This is a genomic window from Streptomyces sp. NBC_00457, from assembly GCF_036014015.1.
Taxonomy (GTDB): Bacteria; Actinomycetota; Actinomycetes; order Streptomycetales; family Streptomycetaceae; genus Streptomyces.
In genome coordinates this window covers 4,143,823-4,164,511 of the sequence record NZ_CP107905.1, presented here as the reverse complement: position 1 = coordinate 4,164,511, position 20,689 = coordinate 4,143,823, and the positions used below count along the sequence as shown (strand labels likewise).

The window sequence follows — 20,689 nt, the reverse complement described above, 5'->3', positions numbered from 1 at the left end:
CGGCGGTGTGTGGGTGTCGGTAGGTCCACCATCCGCCGGGTGGGCAGAGCCATGTCGGGGAACAGCGGGCGTTCATAGCCTCTTAGCCATGGCTGACAAAGAGAGCAACGAGAGCAACGAGAGCAACGAGAACAAAGAGAGCAACGAGAGCAACGAGAAGGCCGCCACCTCGCGGCGACAAGCATTGCGACGCATCGCCGCAGGCGCCGGTGGGGCGGCCGCGCTCGCCGTCGGTGTGGGTGCGGGGACCGCGCGGGCGACCGACGTCGAACGGGCCACGGCACGGACCCGGCGCGGCATCCGCACGTACGTCCTCGTCCACGGCACCCATAGCGCAGGCGCCTTCTGGACGGCGGTCGGCAGGGAGCTGGCGCTGCGCGGGCACCGTGTCGTCACGGTGGACCAACCGCTGCACGGGACCGAGAAGTTCATCCCGAGGGCGTATCAGACGCAGGACTTGGGTGCCCTCGCGACGGAGGCCTCGCCGGTCGCCGCGCTCACCCTGGACGACTTCGAGCGGCGGGTCACCGGTGTCGTACGACGCGCCGCGCGGCTCGGTGGGCCCGTGGTGCTGGTCGGGCACAGTATGGGCGGGCTCTCGGTGAGCAGGGTGGCGAATGCCGTGCCTGAACTGCTGGCCCATATCTGCTACATGGCGGCGTTCTGCCCGAGCCGCAGCATGCCGTCACTGAACGACTGCGCGGGCTCGCCGGAAGGGCAGCTCGCCATCAGCCCGCTGGAGCAGATCGTCGGCGACCCGGGGAAGCTGGGTGTGCTGCGCCTCAACTGGCGTACCTCCAGCCGCCGTGACCTCGCCGTCTTCAAGGAGATGACCTGCGCGGAGTACACGGATGCCGAGTTCCTGCGGGTGCTGGAGGGATTGCAGGCGGACGAGTCGATGACGGCGTACGCGGGCCGGGCCGTCGGGCGCGCGGAGACGTGGGGGCGGATTCCGCGTACGTATCTGCGGTTCGGCAAGGACAGGACCGTCGCCACGGAGCTCCAGGACCGCATGATCGCCGAAGCCGACGAACTCACTCCGCACAACCGCTTCACGGTCCACAACTTCCCTGGCACCGGCCACATGGGCCCCACGGACCCGACTCGCGTGACGGACCTCCTGCACGGGCTCCGGCTGTAACGGATCACCGCACGGTGCCGTTCGCTGATCCGGATTGTGAACGGCCACGTGGGCTGCACCACACCGGGATTGCCCTGCCCACGGATCCGGGAAGAGATCACGGCGCTGTCTCCGTGAGACTCTGCGAAGGGATCCCACCCGTGACCACCGCGTCTCCCCCCATGCCCAAGGCGCCGGGCTCATGGCCGCTGCTGGGCCACGCGATACCCCTCCTGCGCGACAACCTCGCCTTCATCGCCTCGCTCCGCGCCTACGGTCCGCTCGTAGAGATCCGCCTCCAGCCGCAGCAGCCCACCGTCGTCGTCAACGACCCCGCCCTGATCCGCACGATGCTGGTCGACGCCGCCCCCACCCTCGACAAGGGCCGCTTCTTCGAGAAGATGGGCCAGCTCCTCGGCGACAGCGTCGTCACCGCCGCCGGCACGGAACACGTCCGCAAACGCCGCCAACTCCAGCCCGCCTTCCGCCAGACCGAGATCACCCGCTACGTCGACCTGATGCGCGAGCAGGTCACCGCGGCCCTGGCCGACTGGCGCCCCGGGCAGGTCCTGGACGTCCGCGAGGTGATGGTCAAACTCTCCCTCGACATGCTCGCCTCGACCGTCTTCTCCGGCAGCATCGACGGACACGCCTTCCAGCGGCTGCGCCGCGACCTCAGCGTCGTCATGAACGGCGTGGGCACCCGCATCATGCTCCCCGACTGGGCGGAGAGACTCCCGCTGCCCGCCAACCGCCGCTTCACCGCGGCCCGCGACGCCGTACGCGCCACGATCGACGCCGCGGTGGCCGAGCTGCGCGCCTCCGAACGCGACACGGGAGACATGCTCTCCCTGCTGCTCCGGGCCACGGACGAGTACACCGGCCGCCCCCTGACGTCGTATCAGATCTGCTCGGAGATCCTCACCCTCGCGGTGGCCGGTACGGAGACCACGGCCTCCGTCCTCTCCTGGATCCTGTACGAACTCGCCCGCGCCCCGGAGATCGACGCACGCCTCCAGACGGAACTGACCGACGTCCTCGGCGAACGCCCGGTCACCTTCGACGACTTGCCCCGCCTGCCCTACCTGAACCGCGTCATCCAGGAGGCCACAAGGCTGCACCACACCGGCTGGCTCGTCACCCGGCGCACCCTCGAACCCCTCCGCCTCGGCGACTGGGACATCCCGGCCGGCACCGAACTGGCGTACTGCCAGCACGCCCTGCACCGCGACCCGTCCCTCTTCCCCGACCCCCTCACCTTCGACCCCGACCGCTGGCTGGACACCGCCCAGCCCCCGCCGACCGGCGCCTTCCTCCCCTTCGGCGCCGGCAAGCACAAGTGCATCGGCGACCGCTTCGCCCTCACGGAACTGGCCACCGCCATCGCCACGATCACTCGAGAGATCCGCCTCGAACTCCCCCCGGGCCGGACGGTGCAGCCGGTGGCCCGTGCGACGGTACGGCCGCGGACGCTGCTGATGACGGTGCGGCCGCGCGAGCGAGCAGGGGCGGCGGCGGGAGCGTAGGGACAGCCCCCAGGGACTACTCCGCCCCCTCGATCTCCACCCGAATCCCGACCCGCAACCCCCACCCCGCCATGACCCCCGCCTCCGCCTCCACCACATGCCGCGCACGAAGCCGGGGCATACCGAGTCGCCCCGGCTTCATGGTCGTCACGGCGATGACCTCGAGGTGGCGGTCGAGGTAGGCGACGTCGATGGGGATCCGCATCCGGAAGGTGTGCACGCTGTTGGCGGGGGAGAGCAGCATCGCCCCGTCAATGGCGTCCCGCCCCAACAGCCCTTTGGTACGGGCACGATACGAGGCGGCGATCTCCAGAGGTACGGAGACGGCATCCGCACGGCCGCCGCCTCCGGGCACGACCAACGTCCCCTGTCCGTCCCGCCAACGACGCCGCATTCCAGCAGGGTGACACAACACCGCAGACGCGCGGGAAAAGGTGTTGTTCATGGTGTCGCGGCCCGGGTAGGAAGGGCCGTATGACGACTGGACTCGGTGCCGTGTTCCGCCCTCAGCTGCCGCCCGAGCGACTGCGGGAGATCGCCCGGCTCGCGGACGCTACGGGACTTGAAGAGCTCTGGCTGTGGGAGGACTGCTTCCGCGAGGGTGGGTTGTCGACCGCGGCCGCCGCTCTCGCCTGGACCGAGCGGGTGCGCATCGGGGTCGGGCTGCTGCCCGTGCCGCTGCGGAACGTGGCCATCACCGCGATGGAGGTCGCCTCGCTGCACCGGATGTTCCCCGGGCGCCCGATCGTCGGCGTCGGGCACGGCGTGCAGGACTGGATGGGGCAGGTGGGCGCCCGGGTCGAGTCGCCCGTGACCCTGCTGCGCGAGCACCTGCTCGCCCTGCGGACCCTGCTGCGCGGTGAGCGGATCACGACCGACGGGCGGTACGTCAAGCTCGACGACGTCGCGCTCGACTGGCCCCCCGCCGATCCCGCGCCGCCCGTCCTCGCCGGTGCCACCGGGCCCCGCTCGCTGCGGCTGGCCGGTGAGGCGGCCGACGGGACCATCCTCACGGCGAGTACGCCCCCTGAAGGCGTCCGGCGTGCCCGGCAACTCATCGACGAGGGACGGGAGTCAGCGGGCCGTACCGAACCGCACAAGGTCGTCGTCTATCTCCTCACCGCCACCGGTCCCGGCGCCGCCGCACGGCTCCGCGCCGAGCTCGACGCCGAAGGTGAGGCATCCGTCCCGGACCTCGGCGTCGCGGGAGACGCCGGAGCCGTCGCCAAGGCCGTCCAGCGCCTCGCCGACGCCGGCGCCGACACGGTCGTCCTGCAGCCGACCGGCGACGAACCCGACCCGGAGGGGTTCGTACGGTTCGCAGCGGAAGAAGTACGACCCCTGGTCCCGTGAGCAGCCCGACGCCGGGCGCCTCCCGCACCGACGAGGGCCGCGCCCACGAGGGCGGCATCGACGAAGACCGCGCCCACGAGGGCGGCATCGACGAGGGCCGTGCCTACGAAGGCGGCATCGACGAGGGCCGTGCCTACGAAGGCGACATCAACGAGGGCCGCGCCCACGAGGGCGGCATCGACGAAGACCGCGCCCACGAAGGCGGCATCGACGAGGGCCGTGCCTACGAAGGCGGCATCGACGAAGGCCGCACCGACGAAGGCGACATCAACGAGGGCCGCACCCACGAAGGCCGCACCTACGAAGACCTCGTCGAAGAAGCCATGGCCCACCCCACCGACGGCTGGGACTTCTCCTGGTTCGAGGGCAGGGCCACGGAGGCGCGGCCCTCGTGGCGTTACGCGGAGTCCATGGCCGCCCGCCTCCGCGGCACCGCCGCCGTGCTCGACATCCAGACCGGCGGGGGAGAGGTCCTCGACTTCGCCCTGGCACGCGCCCAGCCGGATCCGCCCGTCCTCACCGTCGCCACCGAAGGCTGGCCCCCCAACGTCGCCAAGGCCACCGCCCTCCTCCGCCCCCGCGGCGTCGCCGTCGTCGCCTCCCCCGAGGACGCCGCGCTCCCCTTCGCGGACGCGACGTTCGACCTCGTCGTCAGCCGGCACCCCGTACGCCCCCACTGGCCGGAGATCGCCCGCGTCCTCCGCCCCGGCGGCACCTACTTCGCCCAGCACGTCGGCCCCAGCAGCGTCGTAGAACTCGTCGAATACTTCCTCGGGCCGCAACCCGAGGAGCAGCGCAACGCCCGCCACCCCGACCGCGAGCGCGCCGACGCCCAGGCCGCCGGGCTCGAAGTCGTCGACATACGTGCGGAACGGCTCCGTATGGAGTTCTACGACATCGGAGCCGTCGTCCATTTCCTGCGCAAGGTGATCTGGATGGTCCCCGACTTCACCGTCGAGGCCTACGAGCCCCGACTCCGCGCCCTGCACGCCGAGATCGAGGCACACGGCCCCTTCGTCGCCCACAGCACCCGCCACCTCTTCGAGCTGCGCAGGCCGCCGGGCTGAGTCCCTACGCGTGCGGGCCCGACGTCACCGTCCCGATCACCAACTCCGGCCGCGCCTCCAGCACTTCCCCGACCCGCTCCACCTGCTGCCCCAACTCCCGTTCCTGCCGCGCCGTCAGCCGCCCCAGCGGCTCCACCGTGACGGTCGTACGACGTCCCTGGCGCCGTTGGTGCCACACGCCCGCCACCACGCCGTCGACCAGCAGCACGGGGTAGTTGCCGGCCTGACCGCCGGCCAGAGCCCTCTCGTACGCCGGACCCCGGAACAGTCGCTCACGCGGCTGGGCGGCGATGCCGTACGCGTCGAAGTACGGCAGCAGCCGGACGCCGCCGGCCCGGCGGCCACCCTCCGGAAACCCGATGTCCCCCGCCGCCACCCACGCCGGCCCGCCCTCGAAGTCCACCTCCTCGATCTCCCCGGCCTCCGCGAGCGTGCCGAACAGCGCGCCCGCCCAACCCCCAGGAGCAGCAAGCCATTTCGCGAAGTGCCGCGGGGTCGCGGGCCCGTACGCGCGCAGATACCGGCGTACAAGCATCCCCAGCGCCCGCTCCGGCGGCAGCGGATCGAAGGCCGGCGGGCGGGTGTACGTCACCTTGCGACCGCGGTTCGGGCCGAAGCACAGGGCACCCGACTGCCCCGCCCGGTGCATCACCTGACGCCAGCGCGGCCACATGTCCTGGAACGCGGGCATCACCCGGTCCCCGGCCCAGGGCCCCGTGCGCGCCACGACCTCCTCGCTCAGCTCGTCCACCGTCAGGCATACGCCGTCCAGCGCGTCGCCGATCGCGGCCACGACCTGCGCCACCTGCTCGTCCGTCATACGCGCACCGGGCGCGAAAGGGCTCGGGCCCGACGGGATCACCGTCAACGCGGCGCTCCAGAGGGGAAGTTCGTCCGCCGGGAGCAGATGCACCGTTCCGCGCGGGCCGTGCGTCTTCACGAGCGAGCGGTCCTCCCAGAGCGCGGCCCGCACATCCGTCCGGGTCACGCCGACCGTCCGCACCCCCACCGACAACTCCGCCGCAGACAGCACCTGCGCATGCGCGCCCAGCATGGCGGAGACCACGGCGGCCACGTCCCCACCCGCCTGAGCAGGGTTGGCCAGGAATTGCCGTTCCAGCCGACGTGCGCTCGCCTCGTCCCAACCGATCCTCAAGGTCATGGGACGACGGTAGGGCGGAAGTAGGCCGGAAGCTGTCCGCGATGCCGAGGAGATAGGGAAGGCAAGTATGCGCAAACCGGTCTATTGGTGCTTTTCTAGAGATTCGCCCTTCGTATTGATGGATCATGCACAGTTTCCACATTGTTATCGCAGGTGGCTCGCACCCGGCCGACACCTCACGTAAGTTCAGACCAAGGCAATTCGCGCCAGCAAAGCTGCGCGGCCGGTACCGCGCAGAGGAGGGGGCTGCGCGGTACCGCGCCCCGTCAAGCGAACGTTCACTGACGGGGTCACCCGCCCGGGGGATGCACGCCGACTCGCCGAGCCGTCCACATCGCTGCAATCCGGCCACGACCCCGCCCGGAACAGGGCTATTTGCCGCCATCGTGCCGTCGCCACCCGACTCCGGAGAGTAGTTGTGGCACGCCGATGCACCCAGCATCACTTACAAAGGGTTATGGTGGAAACCCCCCCTCGGGCCGGTCCGTCTCCCCCCCACGGACCGGCCCGTTTTTTTGTGTGAGTGAGGGCACCTCCCGGCGCAGGCCTGCTGCAACGTCCGCAAGGGGCGCGGGGAACTGCGCGACCAGCCCCCAACAACCCGCACCCGGAATACAGGCCCCCACCCCCACGGCGGTACCCTCGCTCCGCGGGGACCGCATCCGCACGGAGGGGCTGACAATCACGTGAACCTGCGCGACAAGCTGCGCAGCCTGCTCGTCAGGCTGTACGCACGCCGGGTGGAAGGCCACCTGGACCACGCTCAGGTGCCCAAGCACATCGGCGTCATCATGGACGGCAACCGACGCTGGGCAAAGGCAGCGGGCTCCACCACCGTGCACGGTCACCGCGCCGGCGCGGAGAAGATCGAGGAATTCCTCGGCTGGTGCTCCGAGACGGACGTCGAGGTCGTCACCCTCTGGCTGCTCTCGACGGACAACTTCGACCGCCCGCAGGAGGAACTCGTCCCGCTCCTCGGCATCATCGAGGACGTCGTACGGACCCTCGCCACCGACGGCCGCTGGCGCGTCCACCACGTCGGCACGCTCGACCTGCTGCCGCAGCAGATGCAGACCACCCTCAAGGAAGCCGAGGAGACCACGGCCGGCATCGACGGCATAGTCGTCAACGTCGCCATCGGCTACGGCGGTCGCCAGGAGATCGCCGACGCGGTCCGCTCGATGCTGCTGGAGGCCTCCGACAAGGGCATCTCGCTGGAGAAGCTGGCCGACACCGTCGACGTCGAGACCATCGGCCGGCACCTCTATACCGGCGCCCAGCCCGACCCGGACCTCGTCATCCGCACCAGCGGCGAGCAGCGGTTGTCCGGATTCATGCTCTGGCAGACGGCCCACTCGGAGTACTACTTCTGTGAGGTCTTCTGGCCGGCCTTCCGTAAGGTCGACTTCCTGCGCGCCCTGCGCGACTACGCCGCGCGCCACCGGCGTTACGGCGGCTGAACCGCCGTACCCGAGGAAGTAAAAGTCACCCTCTCTGGGGCGGAAGTAACAAAGAGTTCACCAGCGCGCCGTCATATGCCGTGGCATGGCATCGCACGTTCGAGGGCATAAGCCAGTCAGGTCGACACCCGAACCACGGGTGTCGGATCTCAGCGGACGGCACGGGGCCGTCCGCCCGGGAGGCCCTTTGCACCAGCCCGATCGTGCGTTCACCGCGCGGACGAAGCAGCGGAGGGCCGGTTCTCGGCCCGTGCAATGCGGCCGTCGACCGGTCCAGCTCCTCTCCGTCGCTCCCCGACCTCTTCCGAGGGGGTACGTCCTTCCGTGGTGACCAGCACAAAGCGCCGCAAGCCCGACCGGCGCACTTATGTTCTCGACACCAGCGTCCTGCTGGCCGACCCGAACGCCCTGAACCGCTTCGACGAGCACGAAGTCGTGCTGCCGATCGTCGTGGTGACGGAGTTGGAGGCCAAACGGCACCATCCCGAACTCGGGTACTTCGCCCGGCAGGCGCTGCGCCTGCTGGACGACTTCCGGGTGCGGCATGGCCGTCTCGATGCTCCCATCCCGATCGGGGACCTCGGCGGCACCGTCCGTGTCGAGCTCAACCACTCGGACCCCAGCGTTCTGCCGTCCGGCTACCGCCTGGGGGACAACGACTCCCGCATCCTCGCGGTCGCCCGCAATCTGCAGGCCGAGGGGTTCGACGTCACCGTCGTGTCCAAGGACCTCCCGCTCAGGATCAAGGCGTCCTCGGTCGGTCTCCTCGCCGAGGAGTACCGCGCCGAGCTTGCCATCACGGACGCCTCCGGCTGGACCGGAATGTCCGAACTGACCCTGCCCGGCGAGCAGGTGGACATCCTCTTCGAGGAGGGGACGGTCTATGTCCCCGAGGCGTCCGAGCTGCCCGTGCACACCGGTCTGACCATCCAGTCCGAGCGCGGCAAGGCGCTGGGGCGGGTGACGCCCGAGGGCAACATCCGGCTGGTGCGCGGGGATCGGGAGGCGTTCGGCGTCAAGGGCAGGAGCGCGGAGCAGCGGATCGCGCTGGACCTGCTCCTCGACCCGGACGTCGGGATCGTCTCGATGGGCGGGCGGGCCGGCACCGGTAAGTCGGCGCTGGCGCTGTGCGCGGGCCTGGAAGCGGTTCTGGAGCGCCGTCAGCACGAGAAGATCATGGTCTTCCGTCCGCTGTACGCGGTGGGCGGGCAGGAGCTCGGCTATCTGCCGGGTTCCGAGTCCGAGAAGATGAGCCCCTGGGCTCAGGCGGTCTTCGACACGCTGTCCGCGGTCACCAGCCGCGAGGTCATCGAGGAGGTCAGCGCGCGCGGGATGCTGGAGATCCTGCCGCTCACCCACATCCGCGGACGCTCGCTGCACGACGCGTTCGTGATCGTGGACGAGGCGCAGTCCCTCGAGCGGAACGTACTGCTGACCGTTCTGTCCCGAATCGGCGCCAATTCGCGGGTGATTCTCACCCATGACGTGGCCCAGCGGGACAATCTGCGGGTCGGCCGGTACGACGGTGTCGTCGCCGTCGTCGAGAAGTTGAAGGGGCATCCGCTCTTCGCGCATGTCACGCTCACGCGGTCCGAGAGGTCGCAGATCGCCGCGCTTGTGACCGAAATGCTCGAAGACGGGGTGGTCTGAGAGGTCTGCCAGCCGATGCCCAATTAGGGCCGGTTACCTGGCAGTTGGCGCCGTCCAACAAAGGCTCAGAGCCTAGTTGGGCGGCGCCTTCGCGTGTTGCGGTTTCTCAGAATCCCCTGGGTCAAACGGGATGTGAGCTTTCACACGCAACTCAGAATTGCCACCCGGCGTCCGGTTACGGCAGAGTCTCAGTCCTGTCAGGCCCCGCATACGACACACCTGTACCCCCAGCGGTACGGCACCACAGCTACACCAGCCAACTGCATAGTCGACGTCGTATGCCGCCCGCGCACCAAGCGGCGCTCCCCTCACGGGAGTTGCCCACCGGGCCCGTGCCTCCCGTGACCCCGCAGTTGGGAGGCCAGCGTTCAGGGGCACGATTGCGTCCGCGAGGGTCACCTAAGCGGGCGATGCTGGAAGGAAACCGTGTGAGCCGGATCTCGGTCCGGGGATTCGCAGTGGCTTCGGCCACCGCGGTCACCGCTGTCGGAAGTGTCGTCGGCGTTGCCTCGGGCAGCACCGCACAGAACAACGACGCCGAAGCCGCGGCAGCCGACCTGACGCTGCTCGCGGACATACCCGCGGGCCAGCAGGCCCAGGTCCAGACCGCATCCCTCACTCAGCAGGCCGAGACTCAGGCCATCGCCGCGGACGCTACCGCCAAGAAGGACGCCGAGGAGGCTGCCCGCAAGGCCGCCGCCCAGTCCGCGGTCGAGAAGAAGGAAGCCGCCGAGAAGGCGGCGCAGGCGGCCAAGGAACGCGCGGAGGCGGAAGAGGCGGCGAGCCGCAGCGCCACGCGTGACGCCTCCGACTTCGCTCCCCAGAGCTCGTACTCCATCGCGGAGATCCAGGCGATGGCGCAGTCGATGGTGTCGAGCGACCAGTTCCAGTGCTTCAGCAACATCGTGGACCACGAGTCCGACTGGAACTACAAGGCCGTCAACCCCTCCTCCGGTGCCTACGGCCTCTTCCAGGCTCTGCCCGCCGGCAAGTACGCGTCCGCCGGCTCCGACTGGCAGACCAACCCGGCCACGCAGATCAAGTGGGGCCTCGGCTACATGAACGACCGCTACGGCAGCCCGTGCGACGCCTGGGCTTTCTGGCAGGCCAACAGCTGGTACTGAGCCCTTCCGTTCGCTCAACCTTTCCGAGCCCCTCACCGTCCTTCGGTGAGGGGCTTTCGGCTCTCAGCAGCAGGCCATGTACGGTCGGACCGGACGACTCCGGGGGGAGCGGTGGGGACAGACGGGGGCAAGGGACGGATCATGTCGCGAGTACCAGGGTGGCTCAGTCGGCTGGGTGCCGGACTGACCGAGATCGGAGAGCGGCTGGACCAGCGCCGCGCCGAGGTGGAGCGGGCCGACGTCGGGCCGGTCGCTGCCGACAGTCCGTCCAAGAAGACCTCGGACAAGACCTCGGACAAGACCTCGGAGAAGACCCTGGAGAAGGTCCCGCCACCGCCCGACTACGCCCCCGAGGTCGCCACCCGCCCCGACCGTCCCGAGCCCGCGCTCGCCGTGCCCTGGGGAGTACGGGTCGCCGCCGAGGCCGGCTGGCGGCTGCTGGTCCTCGCGGGCACGCTCTGGGTGCTGATGCGGGTCATCAGCGCCGTCCAGCTCGTCGTGCTGTCCTTCGTGGCCGCGCTGCTGATCACCGCGCTGCTGGAGCCCGCCGTGACGCGGCTGCGGCGGTACGGCGTACCGCGCGGCATCGCCACCGCGCTCACCGCGATCCTCGGCTTCGTCGTGATCGGGCTCATCGGCTGGTTCGTGACCTGGCAGGTCATGGAGAACATCGACAACCTCTCCGACCAGATCCAGGACGGCATCGACGAGCTGCGCAACTGGCTGCTCAACAGCCCGTTCCACGTCACCGACAAGCAGATCAACGACATCGCCGAGAATCTGCGCGAGGCGATCGGCGCCAACACCGACGAGATCACCTCCGCGGGCCTGGAGGGCGTGACGGTCATCGTCGAGGCGCTCACCGGCATACTGCTGGCGGCCTTCTCGACGCTGTTCCTCCTCTACGACGGCAAGCGCATCTGGGAGTGGACGCTGAAGCTCGTGCCGGCGGCCGCCCGTCCCGGTGTCGCCGGGGCCGGCCCGCGCGCATGGCGGACGCTCACGGCGTACGTCCGCGGCACGGTGCTGGTGGCCCTGATCGACGCCGTCTTCATCGGCATCGGCATATATTTCCTGGACGTGCCGATGGCCGTCCCCCTGGCCGTCTTCATCTTCCTGTTCTCCTTCATCCCGCTGGTGGGCGCGGTGGCCTCGGGCGCCCTGGCCGTCGTGGTGGCACTGGTGACCCAGGGCGTCTTCACCGCGGTGATGACCCTGGCGGTCGTGCCCGCGGTCCAGCAGATCGAGGGTCACATCCTGCAGCCGTTCATCCTCGGGCGGGCGGTCCGCGTCCATCCGCTGGCCGTGGTGCTGGCGGTGGCGGCGGGTGGCCTGGTCGCGGGCATCGGCGGCGCGATCGTCGCGGTGCCGCTGGTGGCGGTGACGAACACGGTCGGCAGCTATCTGAAGGCGTACTCCCAGGAGGCCGCTCTGCGGCACTCTCCGCGTCCCCGGGGAGCCACCGCCATGGACGTGGCGCCGGTGCAGCCCAGGGACACGCCGCCGCAGCAGTCGTAGAACCGAAAGGGCCCCGCTCACCGCTGAGGTGAACGGGGCCCCGACAGCCGGGTGTCACTCGGAGAGCACCGCTTCCGCGTCCAGCGTCACGCCGACCGCCTGGATCACCGAGGCGATCTTGAAGGCCTCCTGGACGACCTCGCGGTCCACGCCCGCCTTGCGCAGGACCTGCTCGTGGGAGTCGAGGCACATGCCGCAGCCGTTGATGGCGGAGACGGCGAAGGACCACAGCTCGAAGTCGACCTTGTCGACGCCGGGGTTGCCGATGACGTTCATCCGGAGGCCGGCGCGCAGGGTGCCGTACTCGTGGTCGGAGAGCAGATGGCGGGTGCGGTAGAAGACGTTGTTCAGCGCCATGACCGCGGCGGCGGACTTGGCCGCCGTGTACGCCTGAGGCGAGAGGTTCGCCTTCGCCTCGGGGGCCAGCTGGCGCAGGACGATCGGGGAGCGGGAGGCGATGGCGGTCGCGAGGACGGTGCCCCAGAGCTGCTGCGCCGGGAGGTCCGAATTGCCGATGACCGAGCCCAGGTTGAGCTTCAGGTCCTTGGCGTAGTCCGGTATGGCGGACTTGAGGGTGTCGAGGGACATGTCACTCACTCTCCGGCAAGCAGCTTGACCGGGTCCAGTGTGCCCTCGCCCTTGGTCCAGTTGCACGGGCACAGCTCGTCGGTCTGCAGGGCGTCCAGGACCCGCAGGACCTCCTTGGGGCTACGGCCGACGGAGCCGGCGGTCACCATGGAGAACTGGATCTCGCGCCGGTGACCACCACGACCGCCGGGCTGTCCACCCTCGTCCAGCTCGTCGCGGGCGGACTCGGCGTGACCCTGCTGCCGCGCACCGCCGTCAAGGTCGAGACGACCCGCAGCAACCAACTCCTCACCGGCTACTTCGCCGACCCCGCCCCGACCCGCCGAATCGCCCTCACCATGCGCTCGGGCGCGGCACGCGTCGCCGAATACGAGGAACTGGCCGCAGCGCTCCGTGAGGCGCTGCGGCCGCTTCCCGTGCGGGTGGTGGAGAACGGTGACTGAGCAGGTCGGGTGAAGTCCGCTGCGGTTCGGCAGCGCCCCGAAGGGGCGCGGGGCTGTATCAATGTGCGGCTCCGCCGCGCGGGCGCGACCAGCCACGACGGCGCCGCAGACGACCGACGGCACAGCGCGGCCCTTCCAGCTCAGCGCTCAGCTACTCCGTGCGCAGTCCGTCCGGTCGCATCAGTCGCAGCAGTGGTGGGAGGCTGAGCAGGGTGACGGCGACGACGACTGCCGCGCCGGCGCCGATCATCACCAGGACGCTCGACCAGTCGACGGTGATCGCGGTCTCCGTCATCTTGAGCAGTACCGCGCCCAGCGTGAGGCCTACCACCGAGGCCAGGACCAGGCCGAGGGCGATCGGGATCGCCGTCTGCCACAGCACCGACAGGCTCAGCGTGCGCCGCCGGGTGCCGAAGGCGACCAGCGCCGACAGCAGCTTCTTGCGCTCCCGCAACTGCTCCAGCTGCGACACCAGCAGGCTCGCGCCGATCAACGCCAGGACACACGCGGCGCCGACGAACAGGCCGGTGCGGATGGAGTCGTAGCGCTCGGCGGTCTCGGTGGAGGCCCACATCATCGGCTCGTTGATCGGGTCGAACGTGGCCGTCGTGTTCCGGACAAGGTCGTACACGTCCGGTACGGACTCGTCGAGGTTGAGGTAGATCTGGCCGCTCATGCCGGGCACGGCGCCCGCGGGCAGCGCCTTGGGGGTGACCATGAGGCCGTCCCGCTCCGAGCCGGTCATGTCGACGCGGGCCTGAGCCTTCTTCAGCGTCGACGGCAGGGTCCAGGCGAGTGGCTCGGTCTTGGGCCCGCCCTCGTACCCCGAGTCGAAGTACACCGTGCGGCCGGGCTTCGCCAGCTCCTCCGTGTTCACGCCGTTGTCGACCGTGTTCTCGCCGTTCTCGGCGCCCTGCACGGCGAAGATGTCCCCGTCACGGCACGACGGCAGGCTCGCCACCTCGCGCAGCGAGGCGCAGTCGCCCACGGTGACCCGGGAGTTGAGCTCGCCGTCCATGGCCTTGTCGCTGACGTATCCCTCGGTGTAGGCGTAGACCTTCCGCACCCCGTCGGTGTCCCGGAACTTCGACGCGGACTGCGCGAGAGGCACCCCGTCCGGCAGGTTCACCTGCATCTGCACCCGGGTGACATCCTGGCCCGTCGGCTTGGTGTAGTCGCTCTCGACCCCGGCGAACAGCATCTGCAGCGCGATCGCCCCGGCCACCGCGACCGCGATGCCGTTGACCATGCGGGCCGCCGTGCCGCTGCTCAACTGGAGCCTGCGCACGGCCAGTTGCCAGGCGATGCCGCCCGAGCCGAGCTTGCCGACCACCGTCTCGACGATCCACGGCAGCAGCGCGGTCACACCGACGAGCAGCAGCATCACACCGCCGATGACGAGGTACTGGTTGAAGTCCCCGTCGTCGCGGCCCTGGCCGATCATCGGGTAGAGCATCGCAAGCCCGGCCAGCGGCAGCAGCAGCCGCCACCACAGCCGGCGCCGCGCGGGCTTCGCCGTACGGACGACACCCAGCGGCTCGATGACGACCCCCCGCAGCGCGAGCAGCGTGACCAGCACCGCGGCCGCCGGCACGAGGATCGCGACCAGCAGGGCCAGCGCGGGCGAGGGGTTGAGGTAGCTCGGGAAGACGCTGACGTCGAACACCTCCGTGGAGCCCGCGATCTCACGGCCGACCAGGAAGAAGCCCGTGCCGAGGACCAGCCCGACAGCGGCCCCCGCGAGAGCCTCGCCCGCCGCCACCCGCTTGGTCATCCGGCTGTCGGAACCGACCAGCCGCAGTGCCGCGAGCCGCCGGTCCCGCCGCTCGCCGCCGAACCGCACGGCCGCGGCGATGAACACCCCGACCGGCATCAGCAGTACCACGAAGACGACGAGGACCAGCAGGAGCAGGACGGGGTCCAGCGGCTCCGAGCCCTGGCTCTGCCGCCCGTACTCATCGATCCGCACCACCCCACCGCTGGTCAGCTGCGCCGCAAGGCCCTCGCCGCCCCGGTAGAAGGAGAGGTCGGTGGGGCCGATCAGCCCGCTGTCCCCGATGGTCCCGACGATCTTCTGCGGCAGCCGCTCCCGCAGCAGCTTCCCCTCGTCGGAGCCGAGCAGCTTCTTCAGCGCGGGGGAGACCACCATCTCGCCGGCCGCCGGAAGCTTCTCGACGCCCGGCGGCAGCGGCGCCTTCGGACCCTCGGGCTGCACGTCCCGCCCGCGGATGGTCTTGTCGCGGAAGGTCGTACCGCTGGCCGCGACCAGCAGAGTGTTGTCCGCCTTCGGCATTTCATCGCTGCCGTAGTTGATGTCCGACCGGGCGGCCTCCCGGGCGCTCCGGGCGTCCAGCGCGCTCGGCAGCGCCGTCGTCAGCAGCAACAGCGCCACCCCGAGCCCGACGCCGACGCCCGTCAGCAGGACCCGGACCCAGCCCTCGCGCCCCCCGGCGAACGCGAACCGGACCCCCATGCCCAGGTCCCTCGTCCACTGCCGCACGTTCATACGACGCGCTCCATGTCCCGGGACTTGCCGTCCCGTACGACGATCTCGCGGTCCGAGTACGCGGCCACCCGGGCCTCGTGCGTGACCAGCACGACGGCGGCGTTGGTGGACCGGGCGGCGTCCGTGAGCAGGTCCATCACACGCTCGCCGTTGAGCGAGTCCAGCGCGCCGGTCGGCTCGTCGGCGAACAACACACGCGGGTTGGTCACCAGCGCGCGGGCGACGGCGACCCGCTGCCCCTGACCGCCGGACACCTCGCCGGGCCGCTTCTTGCGCAGATCGTCGACCTCCAGCCGCTCCATCCAGGACAGGGCGGCCTTCTCGGCCTCCTTGCGGCTCGTCCCGTTGAGCCGCAGCGGCAGGGCGACGTTCTCGACGCAGGTGAGTTCGGGCACCAACTGGCCGAACTGGAACACGAACCCGAACTCGCTCCGCCGCAGCGCACTGCGCTCGGCGTCGCCCATGGTGGCCATCTCACGGCCGTTGTAGGTGATCGACCCGGAGTCGGGCGGCACGATGCCCGCGAGACAGTGCAGCAGAGTCGACTTTCCTGAGCCCGAGGGGCCCATGACGGCGACGACCTCGCCGGGGTGGATGGAGAACTCGGCGCCGTCGAGCGCCGTGGTCGGACCGTACGCCTTGCGCAGATCGGTCGCGACGAGCAGGGAGCCTGCGGGGGTCATCGGGTCACCGCCTCGGCGAGCTTGTCCAGACGCGCGGCCGTCAGCTCCAGCCAGCGCAGATCGGCTTCCAGATGGAACAGGGCGTGGTCGCAGATCAGCTGGTCCGCGAGATCGCCCTTGCGCTTGCGGTCGGTGAGGATCCGCATCAGCCGCAGATGCTCCGAACGCTGGGTGTCGAGGATGTCGGCGGCGTTCCGGTGCGTCAGCAGCGCGAGAACGACCTTGGTGTACAGGGTCGACTGCAGATACGGCTCCGGCTTCTCCGGCGTCGCCAGCCATTGCTGTACGTCGGTGATGCCGGCCTCGGTGATCGCGTACCGCTTGCGTTCCGGACCGCCGCCGGGCTCGATCCCGTCGACTTCGACGAGCCCGTTCTTCAGCAGCCGGGACATCGTCGAGTAGACCTGGCCGTAGTGCAGCGGCCGGTCGTGACCGAACTTCTCGTCGAAGGCCCGCTTCAGGTCGTAACCGTGACGCGGGCCGGACTCCAGGAGCCCCAGGAGGGTGTGACCGATGGACATGAGGAGGACTGTACACAGCGCGTATACCCCGCGTGTATACGTCGAGTGTGTAGGGCGCCACGGGGCGTACGGCGGTGCAGGTGGGGCGTGATTGTCACGGTTCTGCTACTGCTGCGAGGGCGGACGTCCACGACGCGGAATCGGACGTGCCTCACCCGGCAGCCGGCCCGCCTCCGCCAGCGCCTTCCGCAGCAGGAACTCGATCTGCGCATTGGCCGACCGCAGTTCGTCCCCGGCCCACCGCGCCAGCGCCTCGTACACCGACGGGTCCAGCCGCAGCAGCACCTGCTTGCGCTGCTGCGGCCGCCGCTTCTCCGAGGAGGCCTCATTCGTCGAGGAGGGCTCGTTCTTCGAGGAAGCCTCAGAAGGATCCGTCACTGGTAAAGGGTCCCCGTGTTGAGCACCGGCTGCACCGAGCGGTCCTCGCACAGCACGACCATCAGGTTGGACACCATCGCCGCCTTCCGCTCAGAGTCCAGCTCCACGATGTCCTGCTCGGTGATCCGGGCGAGCGCCGCCTCGACCATCCCGACCGCCCCGTCCACGATCTGCCGCCGCGCGGCGACGACCGCGCCCGCCTGCTGCCGCTGGAGCATCGCCGAGGCGATCTCCGGCGCGTAGGCGAGGTGCGTGAAGCGGGACTCGATGATCTGGACGCCGGCCGCCTCCACGCGCGCGTGCAGCTCGACAGCGAGCTTCTCCGTGATCTCCTCGGCGTTGCCGCGCAGCGACAGCCCTTCCTCGTCATGGGCGTCGTACGGGTACTCGATGGCGATGTGCCGGACGGCCGCCTCCGTCTGCGTGGAGACGAACTCGAAGTAGTCGTCGACCTCGAAGGTGGCCTGGGCGGTGTCCTGCACCTTCCATACGACGACCGCGGCGAGTTCGATCGGGTTGCCGTAGGCGTCGTTGACCTTCAGGACCGCGGTCTCGTGATTGCGTACCCGGGTCGAGATCTTGGTGCGTGACGTCAGCGGGTTCACCCAGCGCAGCCCGTCCTGCCGGATCGTCCCCCGGTACCGCCCGAAGAGCTGGACCACGCGGGCCTCGCCGGGCGCCACCATGTTCAGCCCGCACATCGCGAGGAACGCGGCGATGGCGACGACGATGCCGCCGACGATCAGCGCGGCCTTGCCGCCGGCCCCGGAGACCGCCGTAGCGGCCACGATCATCCCGATCCCGCCCAGCAGCCCGACGAGACCGAGCAGCAGCGCGAGCCCGCCGCCGATGCTGTGCGCGGCGAATTCGCGGACGCGCGGTTCGGGCATGTCGGGGAGGTCGGGTGCGGTGTCGTGCGTGGTCATGGGTGTTCCCCCGGTTCTCGATGGAGCTGTTGCTCGCTTAGCTTCGTCCTATCTAACTGATATCAGATTACCCCACGACAGCAACCCTAACCGCCTCTCAGTCGTCGGTTCTGTTGGGACAGGTGCTGATTCTCACGTCCGTAAAAGCCCGGATCGCACGCCCTTTGTCACATACGGCGGTGTTAGCTTTCTGAGCTGACCTGAGCGTGCAACCTGTGTGACAGCCGACGACGGAAGCGGAGCAGACGGAGCCATGGGACGAGCGGAAGAGAGACGAGCGCGGCAGCGCGGTGGCCACCGCGCCGCGCCCAGGCGCCGCTCGCGTCGAGCGCCCGGGAAGAACGACGGCAAGAGCTTCATACGCCGGTTGTTCACGTGGAAGAAGCTGCTCGGCACGTTCCTCGGCGTCTGCCTGCTCGGCATCGGCGGCTTCATCGTGCTGTACCTGGTCGTCGACGTCCCCGACGGCAACGCGGCGGCGCAGGCCGCGAAGCTCCAGAGCAACGTCTACAAGTACAGCAACGGCGATGTCCTGGCCCGCGACGGCAAGGTCAACCGCGAGATCGTGGACCTGTCCGAGGTGCCCAAGGACGTCCGGAACACCTTCGTCGCCGCCGAGAACAAGACCTTCTACAACGACGCCGGCATCGACCTGAAGGGCACGGCCCGCGGTGTGTTCAACACGCTGTCCGGCAAGGGCGCCCAGGGTGGTTCGACGATCACGCAGCAGTACGTCAAGAACTACTACCTGAGCCAGGAACAGACGGTCTCCCGCAAGCTGCAGGAAATCGTCATCTCCCTGAAGGTGGACCGCCAGATGTCCAAGGACGACATCCTCGCGGGCTACCTCAACACCAGCTACTTCGGCCGCAACGCCTACGGCATCCAGGCCGCCGCGCAGGCGTACTACCGGGTCGATGCCGAGGATCTCTCGGTCGAGCAGGGCGCGTACCTCTCCGCTCTCCTCCAGGCCCCGAGCACCTACGACTGGGCCGTCGCCTCCGAAACCGGTAAGAAACTGGTGAAGGAGCGCTGGAACTACGTCCTGGACAACATGGTCGAGATGGACTGGCTGGACTCCGCCAAGCGCCAGGCCATGGAGTTCCCGGTGCCGGAGCCACCGAAGGCCGCCGCCGGTCTCGAGGGGCAGAAGGGCTATCTGGTCGAGCTCGCCAACACACAGCTCGAGAACCAGCTGATGAAGCAGGAAGGTCTCTCCCGCTCCGAGGCGGAGTCCCAGGTGAAGGGACAGGGCTGGACCATCACCCTGAACATCGACAAGAAGAAGCAGGCGCAGCTGGAGAAGGCGGCCAAGACCCAGCTGATCAGCAAGCTGGACCCCGAAAAGCGGCCCGTCGACGCGGACATCCAGGCGGGCGCCGTCTCCGTCGATCCCAAGACCGGCAAGATCGTCGCCCTCTACGGCGGTGCGGACTACTTCAAGCACTACCGCTCCAACGCGACGAGGACGGACTACCAGCCCGCGTCGACGTTCAAGCCGGTGATCCTCGCCGCCGCCCTGGAGAACAAGGCCAAGACGCAGGACGGCACGACGATCGGCGCGCGCACGGTCTACGACGGCACGAGCAAGCGGCCCGTCGTGGCCGACGGCAAGAAGATCGGTTTCGCCCCGCCGAACGAGGACGACGTCGACTACGGCGACGTCACCGTGCAGACGGCGACGAACAAGTCCATCAACTCGGTGTTCGCGCAGATGGGCATCGACGTCGGCCTGGACAAGATGATGGAGACGGCCACCAAGCTCGGCATGGACACCGCGGATCTGACGCCGCGGGCCTCACACACCCTCGGCACCATGGGCGCCAGCCCGCTGCAGATGGCCGGGGTCTACGCCACCCTCGACAACCACGGCAAGAAGGTCACCCCGACCCTCATCGCGTCGGCCGAGCAGAACGACCGGACGATCAAGATGCCGGACCCGATCGGCGAGCAGGTGATCAGCCGGGAGGCCGCCGACACCGTGACCTCGGTGCTGACCGGCGTGGTCGACGACGGTACGGCCCGCAAGTCGGTGCGCGACAACCCGGCCCGCGACGGCCAGGAGGTCGCCGGCAAGACGGGTACCTCCGACTTCGGCAAGTCGGCCTGGTTCACCGGCTACACGCCGGACCTGGTGACCTCGGTCGGCATGTTCGGCGAAGCCGCCAAGACCCGCGGCAAGATCAAGGAGGGCAACCAGGTCGACATGAAGGGCGCGACCGGCACCCTGCCGGGCAAGGGCAGGGTCAACGGCGGCGGGATCCCGGCCCAGATCTGGGCGGCGTACATGTTCGGCGTGACCAAGACGGACGCCGAGTTCGACCTGGACACCACCCAGGGCGCGGGCGTGGAGCCGACTCCGACCCCGACGCCCACCCAGCAGCCCACCGAGACCCCGAGCGACGAGCCGACGTCGGAGGAGCCGACCAGCGAGGCCCCGCCCTCTCAGACTCCGAGCCAGACACCCTCTCAGACCCCGAGTCAGACGCCCTCTCAGACCCCGAGCCAGACACCCACGACGTCACCACCACCGCCGGACGGCGATCCGGAGGACCCGATAGACCCGGATCCGGGACTTTAGGCAGGGGGCGCCCGGCAATCGCTGGGCGCCCCGACCGACTTAGGGGCGCGGGGCTGTATCGATATGCGGCTCCGCCGCGTGGG

Annotated in this window: 17 protein-coding genes and 2 pseudogenes; 10 read left to right on the top strand and 9 right to left on the bottom strand. The window is 69.5% G+C overall.

Going from position 1 to position 20,689, the window contains the following annotated elements; all coding sequences use genetic code 11:
- The first annotated feature begins 88 nt into the window (after window positions 1–88).
- Both OG828_RS18715 and OG828_RS18710 read left to right on the top strand, forming a co-directional pair.
- Window positions 89–1,141: an alpha/beta hydrolase gene (locus OG828_RS18715; RefSeq protein WP_328501769.1), complete on the top strand. Its 1,053-nt coding sequence runs from the start codon at window positions 89–91 to the stop codon at window positions 1,139–1,141.
- A 140-nt stretch (window positions 1,142–1,281) separates the two neighbouring features.
- A complete protein-coding gene (locus OG828_RS18710; protein ID WP_328501768.1) occupies window positions 1,282–2,646 on the top strand; it encodes a cytochrome P450 in 1,365 nt (454 codons plus the stop codon).
- 16 nt (window positions 2,647–2,662) lie between these two features.
- On the opposite strand, the gene OG828_RS18705 is transcribed toward OG828_RS18710, so the two are convergent.
- Complete coding sequence (locus OG828_RS18705) at window positions 2,663–3,040, bottom strand: DUF192 domain-containing protein (RefSeq protein ID WP_328501767.1); 378 nt, start codon at window positions 3,038–3,040, stop codon at window positions 2,663–2,665.
- A gap of 80 nt (window positions 3,041–3,120) precedes the next feature.
- Here OG828_RS18705 and OG828_RS18700 point away from each other — a divergent pair, with 80 nt between their 5' ends.
- Both OG828_RS18700 and OG828_RS18695 read left to right on the top strand, forming a co-directional pair.
- On the top strand, window positions 3,121–3,999 hold the full coding sequence (locus OG828_RS18700; RefSeq protein ID WP_328501766.1) for an LLM class flavin-dependent oxidoreductase: 879 nt from the start codon (window positions 3,121–3,123) through the stop codon (window positions 3,997–3,999).
- 323 nt (window positions 4,000–4,322) lie between these two features.
- The gene (locus OG828_RS18695; protein WP_328504891.1) at window positions 4,323–5,066 is read left to right on the top strand and encodes a class I SAM-dependent methyltransferase; all 744 of its coding nucleotides are present in this window, start codon (window positions 4,323–4,325) and stop codon (window positions 5,064–5,066) included.
- 4 nt (window positions 5,067–5,070) lie between these two features.
- On the opposite strand, the gene OG828_RS18690 is transcribed toward OG828_RS18695, so the two are convergent.
- On the bottom strand, window positions 5,071–6,228 hold the full coding sequence (locus OG828_RS18690) for a winged helix DNA-binding domain-containing protein (RefSeq protein ID WP_328501765.1): 1,158 nt from the start codon (window positions 6,226–6,228) through the stop codon (window positions 5,071–5,073).
- Window positions 6,229–6,914: 686 nt separating this feature from the next.
- Between OG828_RS18690 and OG828_RS18685 the strand changes: the two genes are divergently transcribed.
- The 4 genes from OG828_RS18685 (at window position 6,915) to OG828_RS18670 (ending at window position 11,980) form a co-directional block, all read left to right on the top strand.
- The gene (locus OG828_RS18685; protein ID WP_328357758.1) at window positions 6,915–7,688 is read left to right on the top strand and encodes an isoprenyl transferase; all 774 of its coding nucleotides are present in this window, start codon (window positions 6,915–6,917) and stop codon (window positions 7,686–7,688) included.
- A gap of 324 nt (window positions 7,689–8,012) precedes the next feature.
- Window positions 8,013–9,338, top strand: a complete 1,326-nt coding sequence (locus OG828_RS18680) for a PhoH family protein (RefSeq protein ID WP_210577099.1) — start codon at window positions 8,013–8,015, stop codon at window positions 9,336–9,338.
- 428 nt (window positions 9,339–9,766) lie between these two features.
- Window positions 9,767–10,462: a transglycosylase SLT domain-containing protein gene (locus OG828_RS18675; protein WP_328357754.1), complete on the top strand. Its 696-nt coding sequence runs from the start codon at window positions 9,767–9,769 to the stop codon at window positions 10,460–10,462.
- A gap of 141 nt (window positions 10,463–10,603) precedes the next feature.
- Window positions 10,604–11,980 (top strand): AI-2E family transporter, encoded by a 1,377-nt coding sequence (locus OG828_RS18670; RefSeq protein WP_328501764.1) that lies wholly within the window; start codon window positions 10,604–10,606, stop codon window positions 11,978–11,980.
- A 54-nt stretch (window positions 11,981–12,034) separates the two neighbouring features.
- Here OG828_RS18670 and OG828_RS18665 read toward each other — a convergent pair whose 3' ends face one another.
- Together OG828_RS18665 and OG828_RS18660 are read right to left on the bottom strand one after the other, a co-directional pair.
- On the bottom strand, window positions 12,035–12,568 hold the full coding sequence (locus tag OG828_RS18665) for an alkyl hydroperoxide reductase (protein WP_328501763.1): 534 nt from the start codon (window positions 12,566–12,568) through the stop codon (window positions 12,035–12,037).
- A 5-nt stretch (window positions 12,569–12,573) separates the two neighbouring features.
- Window positions 12,574–12,732 (bottom strand): annotated as a pseudogene (locus tag OG828_RS18660) (peroxiredoxin); the annotation flags it as partial.
- Between OG828_RS18660 and OG828_RS18655 the strand changes: the two are divergent.
- Window positions 12,733–13,011: pseudogene (locus OG828_RS18655) on the top strand (LysR substrate-binding domain-containing protein); the annotation flags it as partial. It lies immediately after the preceding pseudogene.
- 151 nt (window positions 13,012–13,162) lie between these two features.
- Here the strand turns inward: OG828_RS18655 and OG828_RS18650 are convergent.
- The 5 genes from OG828_RS18650 to OG828_RS18630 form a co-directional block, all read right to left on the bottom strand.
- On the bottom strand, window positions 13,163–15,517 hold the full coding sequence (locus tag OG828_RS18650; protein WP_328501762.1) for an ABC transporter permease: 2,355 nt from the start codon (window positions 15,515–15,517) through the stop codon (window positions 13,163–13,165).
- Entirely contained in the window at window positions 15,514–16,200 is a 687-nt protein-coding gene (locus tag OG828_RS18645; RefSeq protein ID WP_328357743.1) for an ABC transporter ATP-binding protein, read from the bottom strand. The genes OG828_RS18650 and OG828_RS18645 overlap by 4 nt, the downstream gene beginning before the upstream one ends.
- Window positions 16,197–16,721, bottom strand: coding sequence for a PadR family transcriptional regulator (locus OG828_RS18640; RefSeq protein WP_328357740.1), 525 nt, complete (start codon window positions 16,719–16,721; stop codon window positions 16,197–16,199). Before OG828_RS18640 ends, OG828_RS18645 begins: the two co-directional genes overlap by 4 nt.
- Window positions 16,722–16,826: 105 nt before the next feature.
- Window positions 16,827–17,150: a hypothetical protein gene (locus OG828_RS18635; protein WP_328357737.1), complete on the bottom strand. Its 324-nt coding sequence runs from the start codon at window positions 17,148–17,150 to the stop codon at window positions 16,827–16,829.
- Entirely contained in the window at window positions 17,096–18,025 is a 930-nt protein-coding gene (locus tag OG828_RS18630; protein ID WP_328501761.1) for an SPFH domain-containing protein, read from the bottom strand. The genes OG828_RS18635 and OG828_RS18630 overlap by 55 nt, the downstream gene beginning before the upstream one ends.
- 253 nt (window positions 18,026–18,278) lie before the next feature.
- Here OG828_RS18630 and OG828_RS18625 point away from each other — a divergent pair, with 253 nt between their 5' ends.
- Window positions 18,279–20,606, top strand: a complete 2,328-nt coding sequence (locus OG828_RS18625; protein ID WP_328501760.1) for a transglycosylase domain-containing protein — start codon at window positions 18,279–18,281, stop codon at window positions 20,604–20,606.
- Window positions 20,607–20,689: the final 83 nt, after the last annotated feature.